Genomic DNA, 17372 nt, shown 5'->3' with positions numbered 1-17372 from the left:
CTAAACCCCTAATCGTGTTGTTGGAGGAAGTATCCAACGCCTCTACGTGTCACAATATATTCTGGATGAGATGGATCATCTTCAATCTTCTCACGTAAACGACGAATCGTTACGTCCACTGTACGCACGTCGCCGAAGTAATCATAACCCCAGACCGTTTGTAATAAATGTTCACGTGTCATCACTTGACCCATATGTTTAGATAAGTAGTGGAATAATTCGAACTCACGATGCGTTAATTCGATATCCTCACCACGTTTCTTAATAGAATACGCATCTGGATAGATGACAATATCCTTAATTGTAATTTCATTAGAAGTACTAGCCACTTCTTGAGCAGGTTGTGAATAATGACGACGTAAGTTCGCTTTCACACGCGCAATTAATTCACGCGTGCTGAACGGTTTCGTTACATAGTCATCCGCACCTAATTCAAGACCCAACACTTTATCAATTTCAGAGTCTTTCGCCGTTAACATAATGATAGGCATTTCGTATTTTTTACGTACCTCACGACATACTTCCATCCCGTCGCGTCCAGGTAACATGATATCTAATAACACAATATCTGGTTCTTCTTCATAAATTAAATCTACTGCATCATTACCATCGTAAGCGCAGTAAACATCATAACCTTCTTTTTTTAAATTAAATTCCAATATATCCGCAATCGGCTTCTCATCATCAACTACAACAACTTTTCTTGCCATATCTATAAACCTCATTTCTCAAATTGTAGTTCTATATTTCATGAAATATTTATGCAAATTAGTAAAGAATAAACAGTGATTTGATGCGTTAAATTAAGATTATCGCGCATATTAATCTACTATATAATTTACCATTAATACTCACTTAATTCTATTTTCATAAGTAAATTTATAGAATAATATTAGTTTCAAGTGTACCACTCTAATTTAATATTACAAATAAGTTGAACACCTTTGAAATAAGACAATAGTCGTAGTGACGCATGATTTGAAGATTGTTACAAATTTATGATAGCCATTGAAGTCACTCTACCAACGTTTATAAGATAATTTTGATTGAAATATTAAGAATATGTTGCATCGTCACACACCTGTAACGCACTGCACGTAATTGAGGAATATTTAACTTTTAGACTATGCCCGTAGTCTTATTTTTTGAAAATGGAATATAAAGAGGACCGCCACAAGAAATGGGGATTACTAAGCAAAAAAAGCATAAAAAAATGCCTACCCTTTTGGGTAAGCAATACGGTCTCGACGGGAATCGAACCCGCGATCTCCTGCGTGACAGGCAGGCGTGTTAACCGCTACACTACGAGACCTCCAAAATGGTGACTCCTACGGGACTCGAACCCGTGTTACCGCCGTGAAAGGGCGGTGTCTTAACCGCTTGACCAAGGAGCCGTTCTTAAGCACAAGATAGATTATAGCACAGCCTATAATTTAAAGACAAGACATTTTTTACATAATTTTAATATTTTTTTAGAAATCTTAATTTTTACTAGAAAACCCTATAATATCAACGGTTTCAAGTTTACATATCCTTCATTTTTAACCCTTTTACACCTCGAATGAAATAAAAAAAGCAGACATTGAAAAATCAATGCCTGCTTATTAAACAAAAATTATTTTTAACAATAATCCCATTTTTACATTCACAATGTGATAGACGGGCTTCGATAAGCAGGTTTCTCGGCAGATACTCTCAAAGACTCGTCAAAACTTGAGAAACAGTTTTGCTCGCTTTTCAGTTCTGCTCAAGTTCTAAGCGCTTATCTACGCACCTTTTTTCTTACCACAATTGTTCTAATAAGTTTGTTTGATCGCGGTCTGGACCTACTGAGAAGATTGAAATGCGTACGCCACATAATTCAGAAATACGTTCTAAATATTTACGTGCATTTTCAGGTAATTCTTCTAATGTACGGCAACCTGTAATATCTTCTTTCCATCCTGGTAACTCTTCAAAGATCGGTTTACAACGACGTAATTGATCAAGGTTCGCAGGATATTCTGTAATTTCTTCTCCATCTAATTCGTATGCTGTACAAATCTTCACAGTATCTAAACCTGTAAGTACATCGATAGAGTTAATAGATAAGTCTGTAATACCACTTACACGACGAGAGTGACGTAATACGACTGAGTCGAACCAACCTACACGACGTGGACGACCTGTAGTTGTACCGTATTCACGACCAACCTCTCTGATGTGGTGACCATCTTCATCAAATAATTCAGTAGTGAATGGACCATCACCTACGCGAGATGTATAAGCTTTACATACACCAATCACTTTAGATACGAAAGTTGGGCCTACGCCAGTACCAACTGTTACGTTACCTGCAACAGGGTTACTTGAAGTTACGAAAGGATATGTACCATGGTCGATGTCTAACATAACACCTTGTGCACCTTCAAATAATACTTTTTCTTCAGCTACAAAAGCATCGTCTAAAATTTTAGCTGTATCAGTAACAAACTCTTTTAAACGTTGACCTGCAGCATAATATTCATCAAAGATTTCATCGAAACGTGGACATGATTCATTAAACATACCTTTGAAATAAGCATCTTTAATTTCAATATTTTCTTTTAAACGTCTTTCAAATGTTTCTTTTTCTAATAAATCAGCCATACGAATACCGATACGTTGCGCTTTATCTACGTAAGCTGGACCGATACCTTTTTTAGTTGTACCGATTTTATTATCGCCACGACGACGTTCTTCGTATTCATCTTGTGCTAAGTGATAAGGAAGAATCACTTGCGCACGGTTTGAAATGCGTAAGTTTGATGTAGATACACCACGTTCATTTAAACCATCTAATTCTTTTAATAATGCAACTGGATCAACAACTACACCATTACCGATAACTGCTAATTTATCTTTATAAAAAATACCTGATGGCACTAAATGCAATTTGTACGTTTCTCCGCCAAATTGAATTGTGTGACCTGCGTTATTACCACCTGAAAAACGTGCAATAACATCTGCTTGTTCCGCTAAGAAATCTGTAATTTTACCTTTACCTTCGTCTCCCCATTGTGTCCCAACTACTACGATTGATGACATGTGAGCACCTCCAAAGTTTTCTCAATTAACCATTAAGTATTCTATCAATACGAACCGCATAATGCAAATAAAAATCGAACATTAAATTTTACTCTTATCACTTCTTTTTTTGAAAATGAATTCAATCAATAAACCATAGAAATTCCTTTAATTTCAGTATTTCAAAGCACATTTTTCAAAATGAAAGACACATACTTCAAAAAATAAGATTAGCTCAAAACAAAATAAAAACCGTACATTAATTTATATTCAATAAATAATGTAAGGTAAAATTTATTTTTAATTTATTATGTCATCTCAGCATGAGCATAATCAATATCTGTAAATTTATTATATTGTTTCATAAAGTGTAGCTTAACCGTTCCAGTTGGGCCGTTACGTTGCTTAGCAATGATAATTTCAATTTCCCCGTTATCATCATTAGATTGCGGTTCAAAATTTGTACTATCATCGTCATCCTCGCCTTCACCACGATTATAATAATCGTCACGGTATAAGAACGCTACAATATCCGCATCTTGCTCGATAGACCCAGATTCACGTATATCACTCATCATCGGACGTTTATCCTGACGTTGTTCTACACCACGAGATAACTGACTTAAGGCAATAACCGGACATTCTAATTCACGAGCAATCGCTTTTAACGTACGTGAAATTTCCGAAACCTCTTGTTGACGGTTATCTGAAAAACGTGACCCACTACCTTGAATCAATTGTAAATAGTCAATCACAATCATATCTAAGCCATGCTCTTGTTTTAAACGACGACATTTAGAACGTAAATCTGTAATTCGAATACCTGGTGTATCATCAATAAATATCTTTGTACGAGATAACTTACCAACCGCAATAGTAAAACGATTCCAGTCTTCTTCCGTCATCGTACCTGTTCTTAAACGGTTAGAATCTACATTCCCAGAACTACAAATCATACGTGTAGCTAATTGGTCCGCACCCATCTCAAGCGAGAAGATACCTACAGTGTAGTTATCCTCATGCGTCGCTACCTTTTGCGCAATATTAAGAGCGAAGGCAGTCTTACCTACCGAAGGACGCGCCGCTAAAATAATTAAATCATTACGGTTAAACCCTGCCGTCATTTGGTCTAAATCACGGTATCCTGTAGGAATACCAGGCGTTTGACCACTGTTTTGGTCAAGTTCCTCTGCCGTTTCATATACTTGTCCTAGAACATCTCTAATGTCTTTGAAACCATCACTTTGACGGTTAGCAGATAACTCAAGTATACGTCGCTCTGCATCACTTAAAACCGCGTCTAATTCAAGCTCGTTATTATAACCATCATTGGCGATACTATCCGCCGTTTGAATTAATCTACGTTTTAACGCTAAATTAGCAACGATATTTGTATAATACTGAATGTTTCGTGTCGTCGGTACATTATTAGAGAGTTCCGCTAAATATTGAGGACCACCAGCTTCACTTAATGTACCTTCTTTCGTTAATTGGTCCATTAACGTAACAACATCAATTTCGCTACTATCTTCATTCAAGTTCATCATTGCTCTGAAGATATGTTGGTGGGCGCCTCGATAAAATGACTCAGGAAGTAGGGCCTCCTGAGTCGTTCCAATTAATTGTGGATCTAAAATAATTGCACCTAAGACAGATTGTTCAGCTTCATTATTATGGGGCATTTGTTTTTGATCATACATATTATCCATCAATCATCACACCTCTAAATCAATCCATCTTAAATTTCCTAAACACAGTGCAACATTGTTCAATTAAATTTTAATTCTAAGATAGATAGTCACTTGCTTAAGTTGTTTCGCTTTCCTGTGGGAAAGGCTCAAGCCTGTAGTCTTGAGACTCTTTCTTTTCCACTAGGAGTCTCACAACTACGCTGCGTTATCTATCTTAGAATTATTTGTTTGAGTTACTTACCTTCCCAATTTATTATAATTAAAAATTAAATTTAAAAACTTATTTTAATCTTTTAAGTTAGATAATAACTCTATTTCTATAGACTATAATTTAAATAATTTAACTAATATTAAAGTACCAAATTCTTTTTTAGAAAAAGAGAAATTTTGTGGTTGGCTAACAAAGCGTAGTTGAGCGACTCCCGAGGGAACAGTACAAGTTGAAGACCTTAGAATTACCCACAGATTTATCTGTGAGGTAATTCTGGCTGAAACTGTACCCTGGGAAAGCGTCTCAACTTAAGCGCAGTTAAAAAGCCAACCAACAAAATTTCTTTCCGCTAGGAAAGGAAAATTATTTCTCTACTGTATGAACACGAATAGTTCCTTCAACCTCTTTATCTAATTTTACAGGAACATTTGTGTAACCTAACGCATGGATACCTTGAGGTAAATCCATTTTACGTTTATCAATCTTAATATCATGTTGAGCTTTAAGTGCCTCAGCAATTTGCTTAGTACTTACAGAACCAAACAACTTGCCACCTTCACCTGTTTTCGCACTTACTTCAACTTCAATATCTTCTAATTTAGCTTTCAATGCTTTAGCATCATCAATCTCTTGTTGTCTATCCGCTTCAGCACGTTTATTTTGTTGTTCCAATTGTTTTAAATTACCTGGAGTTGCCTCAACAGCATAGTTATTTTTTAATAAGAAGTTATTAGCGTAACCTACTGGTACATCTTTAACTTCGCCTTTTTTACCTTTACCTTTAACATCTTGTGTAAATATTACTTTCATGCGTCTTCACTCCTACTCATTTGTTCAGTAATTGCTTGTTGTAAACGTTCGATTGCTTCTTCAATTGTTAAGCCTTTAAGTTGTGTTGCAGCATTCGTTAAGTGACCACCGCCACCAAGTGCTTCCATCGTTAATTGAACGTTGATAGAGCCTAGTGAACGTGCAGAGATACCAATTAAGTTATCTTCACGTTTCGCCACAACATATGATGCTTCAATACCCTCTAAACTTAACAACTCATCCGCAGCTTGTGCAACTGTAACGGGATGATAAATCTTTTCGTTAGAACCATGGGCAATCGCAATACCATTATCTTGAACTTCAACCGTTCTGATAAGTTCTGAACGATTAATATACGTATCTACATCGTCTTTTAAGAAGTGTTGCGTCAAGATAGTATCAGCACCATGTGCACGTAAATAACTTGCCGCATCAAACGTTCTTGAACCTGTACGTAATGTGAAGTTACGTGTATCTACGATGATACCTGCGTACATTACTGTAGACTCTAGACGTGTTAAACGTTGTTCAGTTGGTTGATATTCAAGTAACTCTGTAACAAGTTCTGCAGTTGAACTTGCGTATGGTTCCATATATACCAATAATGGATTTGAAATAAAGCTTTCGCCACGTCTATGGTGGTCAATAACCACTTTACGGTTTGCTTTATTTAGAATATTTTCATCTAAAACCATTTCAGGTTTATGCGTATCTACGACCACTATCGTTGTCTTAGATGTCATCATGTCCCAAGCTTCATCAGACGTTACGAAACGTTCTTTCAACTCAGGTTTCTTATCGATTTCATCCATCACACGACGTAATGTTGGATCGATATCTTCTTCATTTAATACAACATAGGCTTCTAAATTATTCATTAATGCGAATCGAGACACACCAATAGCGGCACCAATCGCATCTAAGTCAGGACGTTTATGTCCCATAATGATAACTTTATCGCCTTCAGTTAAAATATCTTTTAAAGCGTGAGAGATAACACGCGCTCTTACACGTGTACGTTTTTCCATCGGGTCAGTCTTACCGCCGTAGAAACGTACGTTACCATTCATATTCTTAATGGCTACTTGGTCCCCACCACGGCCTAATGCTAAATCAAGACCTGATTGAGATAGTTCACCAAGGTCGATAAGGTTCTCAGTACCTTCCCCTACCCCAATACTTAGCGTTAACTGAGCACGGTAACCGACACTCTTCTCACGTAACTGACTGAGGATTTCAAAGTTAGATTCTTCAATTTCAGCTAAAATCTTTTGATTCAAGTAAGCAACAAATTGATCTGAATTATAACGTTTGAAAAAGATGTTATATTCAGAAGCCCAACGACTGATTACACGTGTAACCATTGAGTTAATCTCTGAACGTTGCGTATCGTTCATATTTTGCGTAATCTCATCGTAGTTATCTAGGAAAAGGGTCGCAATAATTGGTTTCGATTCTTCATACAATTCATTCGTATGTACTTGTTCAGTAATATCAAAGAAGTATAAACAATTCTCTTCTTCAGAATGACGTACATGATAATGATATTGTCCATGTTCGATTTCAATTTCTTGAACCTTTTCAAGTTGCTTTAAAATATTAGGAAACACTTCATTGACTGGTTCTGAGATGACATTCGTTTCTAAGTGTTCAGACATGTATTGGTTAATCCATTCAATATGATCGTCCTCATCAAGCACAACCAAACCAATCGGCAAGCGTTTAATTGCTTTATTGCTCCCTGCCGACACATGACCACTCAAATTATCCACATAATTATCCATTTTTAATAAGGCTTGTCTTACTAAGACGATGCTAATAATAATCATCACGACTAAAATAGCAGCAGCAATCGTTGCGACTAATGGCTTAAAAATAAACCACACGACAACAAGTGCTATCGCAGTAAGTACCATTAAAATGTAAGGTATCATTAATGCCTTTTTAGTGGATTGACGGTTCATTGTTCCACCTCTATTCGCTTTTTAAAGTCATTTTTTAATCATTCGTTTTAAATTAATTCCTAAATCAAGTACCCCAAGTAATGAAACAATATGTGTAAATGGCGTTATTAGCGTCCCCACGACCATTAATAATATTGAAACACCGTCTGGCATACGTCTTGCTTTACCAAAGAAATGAATTAAGCTCAATCCTTGGATATACATCAATAATGATAACACAACTTCGAAATTTAACACGATACTTTGGAAAATACTTGGCTCAGTTGCCACCATGACACAAAGCAATACAATCATATATATCCATAGTAATGAACGATTCATTTGCCAAGCAAATAGTGGTTTGAAAATTGGTGTTGCTACTTTAAATTTACGTAGAATTGGAAATGTAATAATTAGATTAATTAAAACAAAAATAAAGATTAAAAGGATAATAAAACTTGGAAGTTGAACTGACATTTGTCGGAAGCCTTCTTCTAAAATCGCTTTATAATCTGATTCTACGCCAGCAGTTACAATCGCATCATGTAACGTATCTTTAAATGGTTTAATTAACGTTGATGCGCTTGGCATTTTTTTGAATACTTGTAATAACATAAATGCGACTAAAGCAAATATACTTAAATAAACTGTGGCAATATATAAGATACGTTCTTTAGAGGCACGTTCTTTTAATAATTGGCCAATTACGAAACTAAGTAATAAAACTAAAATCATGGCACTTAATACAAACGTATTACCTAATAAAGTGGTTAAGATTACGGTTACTAAAGCTCCAATCCCAAATGATGGTATTGATTTGTTCCATAGAATAACACCGGGAATGGTAGCGAATAGACATAATATTAAGCCAACAACTGGTAATACATGCGTTACTAAAGCAACAATCATAAGTGCTAACGTTCCTAGAATGGTTGCTTTAGGATGTACTTTTGAAAACACATTCGCCACTCCTATACTTTTTTTTGACTATAAGCTCTATTTTAACCTCTATGGAAGATTAAAACAAATAGCTCGAACCCTCCATCTTGTTATTATTTACGTTTGAAATTAGTGACTTTTAAGAAGTGATAGAGATTTGGCGCCCAGTCATTAAAGTTTAATAAGAAACCATCATGCCCAACATTATCTGGTACGAAGAAATGGCGATGATATTTAAACCTCTCCCCTACTGCTCTTACTTGATCATCTGGATAGAGTAAATCATCGGTAAAGCCCATCGTTAAGACTTTAGTATCTAAAGACTGTAACACTTCATCTACGTCGTCACGGCCACGGTCTAAGTTGTGACTATCTAATACGTTTAACATAGTTAAATAACATGATAAATCGTAGGTTTCTTTAAATTTGTCACCTTGATAGCGTTGATAACTAACGACTTCATCTGGCGTAAAGCGCTCATCATAACTTTTAGAGGAGCGATAAGTAAGGAAGCCAAGTTGGCGTGCGATACTTAAACCTTCTTTACCACCTAATTGAATTGCTTCACGCGCAATTTCATTAAAGGCACGACTGTATGACGATGTTTTGTCAGTCGCAGCTAAGATGACTGCTTTGTCTACTTGAAATTGATTGTTATAAAGTAATTCCATCGCCTGCATGCCGCCTAGACTGCCCCCGATTAAGATGTTGATTCTATTGAAGCCGAGTGCTTGGATACCCTTTTCAATGGCTTTAACAATGTCTCTTAAGGTTAATTGCTTTGGAAAATGCGGATCCGTTAACGGTGAACTTGAACCGTACGGGCTACCAATGACGTTAAATGTAAGAAATTGGTAATCATAGATAGGCATATAGCCACCATCAATGATTTCACGCCACCAGCCTGGCTGTTCATCTGTGCCATAAGTTAAATGATTACCTGTAAGGGCATGACAAACTACGACAAGTGGCTGGCCTGAATAGCCTACATGTTCGTATCGTAACTGCAAATTCTCAATAGTCTCTCCTGATTCTGTCGTAAAGGATCCTAGGTTCAATGTATCTACGGTATAATTTGTCATGCGATTACCTCCTTTAAAATAAAAAATCGCTTCCTACTCTTGATATAAGAAGTAAGAAGCGATTGTGCTTTAATACTTATCATTCGAGTAGTCTCTCGTTGGTTTTAGCACCGTACTTGAAGTTGCCGGTTGCTGAAGCTTCTTTGGGCCAAGTCCCTCTGCTTCTCATAATAAGGTTTCATGTTATTTTATTTATTTACACGTTAACTTTAGTTTGAATTTATTTTATCTGATTGTCGGTATAACTTCAATCGTCAGCTGTTTGGTGGTGCCTTTTAAAAGAAGAAACGTATACCGGCAATGAGTGCGATGCCTACGAGTATGGTTACTGTCAGGCTGCGTGTGACGAGTGCGATGATGACGGTTGGGATGGTTACGATGATATATGGAATGTTCAGTGTGTAACCTTGAACGCCTTCTTGTTGCACGATGATGCCGTCTAGGATGAGTGCTGTGAATAATGTGATTGGGATGAATGATAACCATTTAATGACGGTTTCTGAGAGTTGTATTCTTGAAATCATAATGAATGGTAGGATTCGAATAATCACGGTTACGAGTCCACATAAAACGATTAGGATAAACATATGCCAAGATGTTGTCATCGGTCCATCACCACCCCTAATGTTGCTGCAAATATTGATGCGATAAGAATAGCGACGTAAGATGGCATGAACCAACTTAAGATGAGCATCATCACAACGACGCATGCGATTAATACGAGATATATTTTAATCTTTGAGCTTCTTATAGTTTCAAATTGTGCCATTGCCAGGAAAATGAACATGGCCGTGATGGCGAAGTCTAGCCCAAACATCTCTGGGTTAGAAATGTATTTACCGAATACGGCGCCTGCTACGCTTGCAAGTGCCCAAAACGCATAGGCTGTGAGATTAAGACCGTGTAACCAGCGATCGTTAATCTTCTCCCCTTTTAAGTGAGGTGTAATAGCTACACCAAATGTTTCGTCAGTCAGAATAGAAGACATAGCTAAACGATTCCAGAAGCCGTAATCTTTATAATTTGGTGCGAGTGTCATTGATAAGAGAAAGAAACGTGAATTTACAATTAATGTCGTCAAGACAATTGCCGACATAGGTGTGCCTGTAATCACAAGTGCGCAAATGATAAATTGTGCTGCACCTGCGTAAACGAGTAAGCATAACAACAGAATTTCTAAAACACTAAAATGTTGGGAAGCCGCCACGATTCCAAATGACAATCCAATTCCGATATATCCTAATAACGTAGGAATACATTCTTTGACCCCTTGTTTAAATGTCACATGTGACGTCATTTAAGTACCCCCTTTGATTAAATTTTGTATTAAAGAAAAAATGAATATATAAGTAATTAAACTTAGTCTAATACACGCTCTAAATAGTAGCAATAGTCTTAGACGGAAGTTTGTGTGAAGTTAGACTGAAAGACGTGTTAAAACGTTGATATAATAAGATTTTAAAATGTCAGAATTTTATTGAATTAAGGTAGAGTTACCTCTAGTTAGATAGTCTTATTTAGCGGATTTTACTGCGCTACTTTAGCAAGAAAAAGTGGTTTATAGACGTAAAAAAGATGAGGAGTATAAAACTCCTCATCGTCATTAATAACTAATATTTAAATTTTAGATTAGTCGTTTACTGGACGGATTTCAGTTTTACCACCCATGTAAGGTACTAATGCTTCTGGGATTGTAATTGAACCGTCTTCGTTTTGATAGTTCTCAACGATAGCTGCGAATGTACGACCTACCGCAAGACCACTACCATTTAATGTGTGCGCTAATTCTGGTTTAGCAGAAGCGTCACGTTTGAAGCGGATATTTGCACGACGCGCTTGGAAATCAGTACAGTTTGAGCAAGAGCTAATTTCTTTGTAGTCGTTGTAACTTGGTAACCAAACTTCTAAGTCGTATGTTTTACTTGCACTGAAACCGATATCTCCAGTACATAAGATAACACGACGATATGGTAAACCTAATTCTTCTAAGATTGATTCAGCATTTTGAGTCATATCTTCTAAAGAATCCCAAGAATTTTCAGGTCGTTCGAAACGAACCATTTCAACTTTGTCGAATTGGTGTAAACGGATTAAACCTCTTGTATCTCTACCAGCTGAACCCGCTTCACTACGGAAACATGCAGTTTGAGCAGTGAATCTTTCAGGTAAAACGCCTGGTTGGATAATTTCGTCTCTGTAGAAGTTTGTTAATGGAACTTCTGCAGTTGGGATTGTATATAATCCTTCTTTTTCAACTTTGAATAAGTCTTCTTCGAATTTAGGTAATTGACCTGTACCAAACATAGTGTCTGCATTAACTAATTGAGGTGTCATCATTTCAGTGTAACCGTGCTCAGTTGTATGTTTAGTAAGCATGTAGTTCATTAATGCACGTTCTAATAATGCACCGTCTCTAGTTAAGTAAACGAAACGAGAACCTGAGATTTTAGCAGCACGTTCGAAGTCAGCCATTTTTAATTCTTCAACTAAGTCCCAGTGTGCTTTAGGTTCGAAATCAAACTCACGAGGTGTACCCCATTTTTTAATTTCTACGTTATCTTCATCAGAATCACCTTGTGGCACATCGTCAGCAATTAAGTTAGGGATGCGAATTAAGATGTTTCTAATTTTGTTATCAATTTCATTTAATTTAGCGTCATTATTTTTGATTTCATCACCAAGTTCACGCATTTCTTTAATAACGTCGTCAGCATTTTCTTTATTACGTTTCTTTTCAGCGATTTCATCACTTACTTTGTTACGACGTGCTTTCATTTCTTCAGTTTTACCGATTAATTCACGACGTTGATTATCTAATTCTAATACTTCGTCAACGACTTTAGGATCGTCTCCGCGTAATTCAATTTTGCTCTTAACTTTGTCAGTTTCATCTCTAAATTGTCTAATATCTAACATTTAACATTCATCCTTCCCATTTTTGAAAAAATTTATTAAGAATGGTCGCTACTTTTAAATAAATAAATAAAAAAAGACCACATCCCTCACAAGGGACGTGGTCTACGCGTTGCCACCCTATTTAACAATTTAACACATAGGTAATGTACTAAATTGCACTTTACTAAAATAACGGTTATTACCGATTGCTCACAACTGTAGGTAGATTCGCATAATCATTAATTACTTGTTCACACTCAACACAAGCTCTCTGAAATTAACGCATTATGTTACTTGGCCTACGAACAATAACTTATTAAGTTATTTTTAATATAGCAAAGTCTTTTAGAATTTTCAAGCAATTGCTAATGTTAAATTTTCTAATTAGGTAAACGCTATCATTTTCCAACAATTGAGACTTTCAAATATTTCTCAGAATAGTGTTGACGAAAGTGACTAGCAGGTATAGTATTTTCTATTGTATTTAAAGCTCATAAATGTCTGACCTTTCGCTACGAATTTAAGTTCAGACTTTGAAAATATAGGTGATTACAGAGGACTGGACGTTAAGAATGTATACTTTGTCCTGACCTCATAGATAGGGAGGGTTTTGTTCATGGAAACATTAACTACTGTTAATATTCCAAAACGTAAAGATGAAACACATAAAGGCGATTACGGTAAAATCTTGTTAATCGGTGGTAGTGCGAACTTAGGTGGCGCTATTATGTTAGCTGCTCGTGCTTGTGTATTTAGTGGCAGTGGTTTAATTACAGTCGCTACACATCCAAATAACCACGCAGCTATTCATTCACGTTGCCCAGAAGCAATGGTAACAGATATTAATGATACTAAAATGTTAACAAAGCTCATTGAAAACACAGACAGTATCTTAATAGGTCCAGGACTTGGCGTAGACTTCAAAGGAAATAATGCCATTACATTCTTACTTCAAAATATTCAACCTCACCAAAACTTAATTGTTGATGGTGATGCGATTACAATATTTAGTAAATTGAAACCAGATCTTCCAACATGTCGCGTTATCTTTACGCCACATCAAAAAGAATGGGAACGTTTAAGCGGTATTCCTATTGAAGAACAAACTTATGAACGTAATAGAGAAGCCGTAGATAAACTAGGCGCTACAGTCGTCTTGAAAAAACACGGTACAGAAATCTACTTTAAAGATGATGATTATAAACTTGCGATTGGCACACCAGCTATGGCAACAGGCGGTATGGGGGACACACTTGCTGGTATGATCACAAGCTTCGTAGGTCAATTCGATAGCTTAAAAGACGCAGTAACAAGTGCAACTTATACACACAGTTACATTGGCGAAAAGCTCTCAGAAAAAATGTACGTCGTACCACCTTCACGTTTAATCAGTGAAATCCCATACGTCATGAAAGAATTAGAAAAATAATATTTAAATAAAAACGCTCTGATATTCCCATTGTAAGAAAATCAGAGCGTTTGCTTTATATAGAGCTAGAAATAGTAAATTTGTATATTCCCACACTTAGGCAAGAAATTCTAAGATGAATAATGAATGGTGTTGCGCGCGGGGCCCCAGCACAAAGACTTTCGCATAGAAAGTCTACAAACAAAGCAAGCTGGGGAAGGAACTTAAGTGCTTACACACTTGTGTAAGGCGTTCTAAGATAGATAACGAAACGTAGTTGCGTAGACTTCTAGGGGAGCAGTGCCGTTAATGAACCTAAGTGCAATAGCACTTAGGTAAGTAGCTCTAAAGATGGATAATGAATGGTGTTGCGCGACTCTTGGCGGAAAAGAAAGAGCCTCAAGACTACAGGCTTGAGCCTTTCCCGCAAGAAAGCGTCGCAACAAAATGAGTGGCATCCATCTAAGAGCTGCTTTAGAGACGGCACCACAGAAACGCGTAGCAACTTAAGTGAGTAATTCTCTATCTTAGAACGACTTTTAAAATAAGTAATTTTAAAGCATATCTATATAAAAATAAGACTACCTTCACGAGAGGGTAGTCTTATTTCTGCTTTATTATTCGTTATCGCTATCGTTTTCTGAAGCATTTTCAATATCTTCATTCACACGATCCATAAAGTCTTGTCTTAATTCAACGCGTTCATTACTATCATCTTCCGTTGTTTCAGTATGAAGCGCATTACCTGGCGTAGCATCATCTACAACATGTTCACTTGGACTTTCAGTACTTTCCGCATTAGATGTACCTTCTTCTACTTGAGCCGCTTCTGTTGAATCTTCATCTTCTGTTTTATCTTGAACCTTAGCTACCGTAGAAACAGATTGATCCTCGCCTAATTTCATTAGACGCACACCTTGTGTTGAACGACCAGTTTGTGAAATATCATCTACTTGTAAGCGAATAATGACACCACCATTTGTAACCATCATTAAATCTTCATCGCCAGTGACTGTAGTGATACATACGATATTACCGTTACGCTCTGTGATAGTAGCCGTTTTAACACCTTTACCACCACGATTAGATAAACGATATTCATTTACTGGCGTACGTTTACCATAACCATTTTCAGTAACAACTAAAACTTCATCTTCACTGTCTGCGTGCGCGACGTCTAAACCAACTACAACGTCATCTTCACGTAATGAAATACCTCTTACACCTGCAGCTGTACGACCTAATGGACGTAAACTATTCTCAGAGAAGCGGATAAGTGATGCGTGAGATGTACCGATTAAGATATCTTGATCGCCATCTGTTAAGCGTACCGCAATCAGTTCGTCATCTTCTTTGAAACCAATCGCAATCTTACCGTTCTTATTGATATGTGAGAAGTTGCTTAACGCTGAACGTTTTACAATACCTTTCTTAGTCGCAAATACTAAGTAACTATTCTCGTCTTCAAGGTCTCTTACGGCAATCATTGTACTAATTGTTTCGTCATTCTCAAGTTCAATCGCATTGATAACTGGAATACCTTTAGATTGACGAGAAAGCTCTGGCACTTCATAACCTTTAAGTTTATAAACACGACCTTTATTCGTGAAGAATAATACGTGGTCATGCGTGCTTAGCGTTACTAATTGGCTGACAAAGTCTTCTTCAAGCGTGTTCATACCTTGCACGCCACGTCCGCCTCTGTTTTGAGAACGGTACGTTGAAACAGGTAGACGTTTAATATAGTTATTATGACTTAATGTAATAACGATTTGTTCTTCTGGAATTAAGTCTTCATCTTCTAAATCGTCTAAGCCACCTAATTGAATTTCTGTACGACGTTCATCGCCGAAACGCTCTTTAATTTCAGTTAATTCATCACGGACTAATTGAAGTAATGCTTCTTCGTCTGCTAGAATCTCTTCTAATTCTGCAATGTAATTTAATAACTCATTATATTCTGATTCAATCTTGTCGCGTTCTAAACCTGTTAAACGTCTTAAACGCATATCAAGAATAGCTTGTGCTTGGCGTTCAGAAAGTTCGAAGCGTTCTTGTAACGTTTCCATGGCGATTTTATCTGTATCAGATTCACGAATGATAGAAATGATTTGATCGATATGGTCTAACGCAATACGTAGACCTTCTAAGATATGGGCACGATCTTTCGCTTTCTTCAAGTTATATTCAGTACGACGACGTACTACGATTTTTTGATGTTCTAGGTATTCTACTAACGCTTCTTTTAAGTTAATTAATTTAGGACGACCATGTACAAGGGCAATCATATTCACACCGAATGATGTTTGTAATGGCGTTTGTTTATATAAATTATTAAGAATCACATTCGCATTAGCGTCTTTACGCACATCGATTACAACTCTCACGCCTGTACGTAAACTTGTTTCATCACGTAAGTCTGTAATACCTTCGATTTTTTTATCACGTACAAGTTCTGCAATTTTTTCAATCATACGCGCTTTATTCACTTGATATGGAATTTCAGTGACTACGATACGTTGACGTCCGCCACCACGTTCTTCGATTTCTGCACGTGCGCGCATTTGAACTGAACCACGTCCTGTTTCGTATGCGCGTCGGATACCACTTTTCCCTAAAATTAAGCCTGCTGTAGGGAAGTCAGGGCCTTGGATATCTTCCATAAGTTCTGCGATTGTAACGTCTGGGTTCTTACTTAAATGTAGTACACCATCAATGACTTCAGTTAAATTATGAGGAGGAATATTAGTAGCCATACCTACCGCAATACCTGAAGCACCGTTTACTAAAAGGTTAGGGAAACGAGAAGGTAAGACTTCCGGCTCTCTTTCAGTACCATCATAGTTATCTAAAAAGTCAATTGTATCTTTATTGATGTCGCGTAACAGTTCCAATGTAATCTTTGTCATCTTGGCTTCTGTATAACGCATAGCCGCAGCACCATCGCCGTCCATTGAACCAAAGTTACCTTGACCATCTACAAGTGGATAACGATAGCTAAACGTTTGTGCCATTCGGACCATGGCATCATAAATTGAAGAGTCACCGTGAGGGTGATATTTACCCATTACGTCCCCAACGATACGAGCTGATTTCTTATAAGGTTTATCAGGAGTCATTCCTTGTTCATTTAAACCATATAAAATACGACGGTGTACAGGTTTTAAACCATCACGCACATCAGGTAAAGCACGTGAAACGATAACGCTCATTGCATAGTCTAAGAATGATTCACGCATTTCGCTGGTTATATTTCGTTCATTAATTCTTGATTGAGGTAAGTCAGCCATCAAGATATCCTCCTTCTATCATCACTTAAAAATGAATAGTCAGACTGTTAAGACATAC

12 protein-coding genes, 2 tRNA genes, 1 riboswitch and 1 other annotated feature are annotated in these 17372 nt (G+C 36.9%); of the genes, 1 reads left to right on the top strand and 13 read right to left on the bottom strand.

Translation table 11 applies throughout. The features are described from left to right. Positions 1–8: 8 nt before the first annotated feature. The 12 genes from yycF to serS form a co-directional block, all read right to left on the bottom strand. The gene (gene yycF / locus CD127_RS01540) at positions 9–710 is read right to left on the bottom strand and encodes a response regulator YycF (RefSeq protein WP_103297271.1); all 702 of its coding nucleotides are present in this window, start codon (positions 708–710) and stop codon (positions 9–11) included. Between the two features lie 529 nt (positions 711–1239). Continuing rightward, positions 1240–1312: transfer RNA gene (locus CD127_RS01535), tRNA-Asp, on the bottom strand. A 7-nt stretch (positions 1313–1319) separates the two neighbouring features. After that, positions 1320–1394 (bottom strand) — tRNA-Glu (locus CD127_RS01530). A 388-nt stretch (positions 1395–1782) separates the two neighbouring features. Beyond that, on the bottom strand, positions 1783–3066 hold the full coding sequence (locus CD127_RS01525) for an adenylosuccinate synthase (protein WP_103365497.1): 1284 nt from the start codon (positions 3064–3066) through the stop codon (positions 1783–1785). Between the two features lie 287 nt (positions 3067–3353). Continuing rightward, the gene (gene dnaB / locus CD127_RS01520) at positions 3354–4754 is read right to left on the bottom strand and encodes a replicative DNA helicase (protein WP_103297273.1); all 1401 of its coding nucleotides are present in this window, start codon (positions 4752–4754) and stop codon (positions 3354–3356) included. Positions 4755–5310: 556 nt separating this feature from the next. Next, complete coding sequence (rplI, locus tag CD127_RS01515) at positions 5311–5757, bottom strand: 50S ribosomal protein L9 (RefSeq protein WP_103297274.1); 447 nt, start codon at positions 5755–5757, stop codon at positions 5311–5313. Next, positions 5754–7721: a DHH family phosphoesterase gene (locus CD127_RS01510; RefSeq protein ID WP_103297275.1), complete on the bottom strand. Its 1968-nt coding sequence runs from the start codon at positions 7719–7721 to the stop codon at positions 5754–5756. Before CD127_RS01510 ends, rplI begins: the two co-directional genes overlap by 4 nt. Before the next feature lie 27 nt (positions 7722–7748). After that, entirely contained in the window at positions 7749–8675 is a 927-nt protein-coding gene (locus CD127_RS01505) for a YybS family protein (protein WP_235851318.1), read from the bottom strand. A 77-nt stretch (positions 8676–8752) separates the two neighbouring features. Further along, positions 8753–9721 (bottom strand): homoserine O-acetyltransferase MetX, encoded by a 969-nt coding sequence (gene metX, locus CD127_RS01500; RefSeq protein WP_103365495.1) that lies wholly within the window; start codon positions 9719–9721, stop codon positions 8753–8755. A gap of 73 nt (positions 9722–9794) precedes the next feature. Next, a riboswitch (SAM riboswitch) is annotated at positions 9795–9898 on the bottom strand. Between the two features lie 98 nt (positions 9899–9996). Then, positions 9997–10326: an AzlD domain-containing protein gene (locus CD127_RS01495; protein ID WP_103297278.1), complete on the bottom strand. Its 330-nt coding sequence runs from the start codon at positions 10324–10326 to the stop codon at positions 9997–9999. Then, positions 10323–11018 (bottom strand): AzlC family ABC transporter permease, encoded by a 696-nt coding sequence (locus CD127_RS01490; RefSeq protein ID WP_103365494.1) that lies wholly within the window; start codon positions 11016–11018, stop codon positions 10323–10325. The genes CD127_RS01495 and CD127_RS01490 overlap by 4 nt, the downstream gene beginning before the upstream one ends. A gap of 332 nt (positions 11019–11350) precedes the next feature. Next, a complete protein-coding gene (gene serS, locus CD127_RS01485) occupies positions 11351–12637 on the bottom strand; it encodes a serine--tRNA ligase (RefSeq protein ID WP_103365493.1) in 1287 nt (428 codons plus the stop codon). A gap of 88 nt (positions 12638–12725) precedes the next feature. Further along, positions 12726–12925: a binding site (T-box leader), on the bottom strand. Positions 12926–13232: 307 nt separating this feature from the next. On the opposite strand from serS, the gene CD127_RS01480 reads away from it, so the two are divergent. Next, positions 13233–14045 (top strand): NAD(P)H-hydrate dehydratase, encoded by an 813-nt coding sequence (locus tag CD127_RS01480; protein ID WP_103365492.1) that lies wholly within the window; start codon positions 13233–13235, stop codon positions 14043–14045. Positions 14046–14641: 596 nt separating this feature from the next. Here CD127_RS01480 and gyrA read toward each other — a convergent pair. Continuing rightward, complete coding sequence (gene gyrA / locus CD127_RS01475) at positions 14642–17314, bottom strand: DNA gyrase subunit A (protein ID WP_103365491.1); 2673 nt, start codon at positions 17312–17314, stop codon at positions 14642–14644. Positions 17315–17372: the final 58 nt, after the last annotated feature.

This window comes from Staphylococcus petrasii, assembly GCF_002902565.1.
In the GTDB taxonomy this organism is placed as follows: Bacteria; Bacillota; Bacilli; order Staphylococcales; family Staphylococcaceae; genus Staphylococcus; species Staphylococcus petrasii.
This window is presented reverse-complemented; position numbering and strand designations above follow the sequence as displayed.

Bases quoted from the DNA above. Each gene is read 5' to 3' on its own strand.
- CD127_RS01510 (WP_103297275.1), bottom strand. From the start codon at position 7,721: ATGAACCGTCAATCCACTAAAAAGGCATTAATGATACCTTACATTTTA.
- CD127_RS01495 (WP_103297278.1), bottom strand. From the start codon at position 10,326: ATGACAACATCTTGGCATATGTTTATCCTAATCGTTTTATGTGGACTC.
- gyrA (WP_103365491.1), bottom strand. From the start codon at position 17,314: ATGGCTGACTTACCTCAATCAAGAATTAATGAACGAAATATAACCAGC.
- serS (WP_103365493.1), bottom strand. From the start codon at position 12,637: ATGTTAGATATTAGACAATTTAGAGATGAAACTGACAAAGTTAAGAGC.
- yycF (WP_103297271.1), bottom strand. From the start codon at position 710: ATGGCAAGAAAAGTTGTTGTAGTTGATGATGAGAAGCCGATTGCGGAT.
- CD127_RS01525 (WP_103365497.1), bottom strand. From the start codon at position 3,066: ATGTCATCAATCGTAGTAGTTGGGACACAATGGGGAGACGAAGGTAAA.
- CD127_RS01490 (WP_103365494.1), bottom strand. From the start codon at position 11,018: ATGACGTCACATGTGACATTTAAACAAGGGGTCAAAGAATGTATTCCT.
- dnaB (WP_103297273.1), bottom strand. From the start codon at position 4,754: ATGGATAATATGTATGATCAAAAACAAATGCCCCATAATAATGAAGCT.
- metX (WP_103365495.1), bottom strand. From the start codon at position 9,721: ATGACAAATTATACCGTAGATACATTGAACCTAGGATCCTTTACGACA.
- CD127_RS01480 (WP_103365492.1), top strand. From the start codon at position 13,233: ATGGAAACATTAACTACTGTTAATATTCCAAAACGTAAAGATGAAACA.
- rplI (WP_103297274.1), bottom strand. From the start codon at position 5,757: ATGAAAGTAATATTTACACAAGATGTTAAAGGTAAAGGTAAAAAAGGC.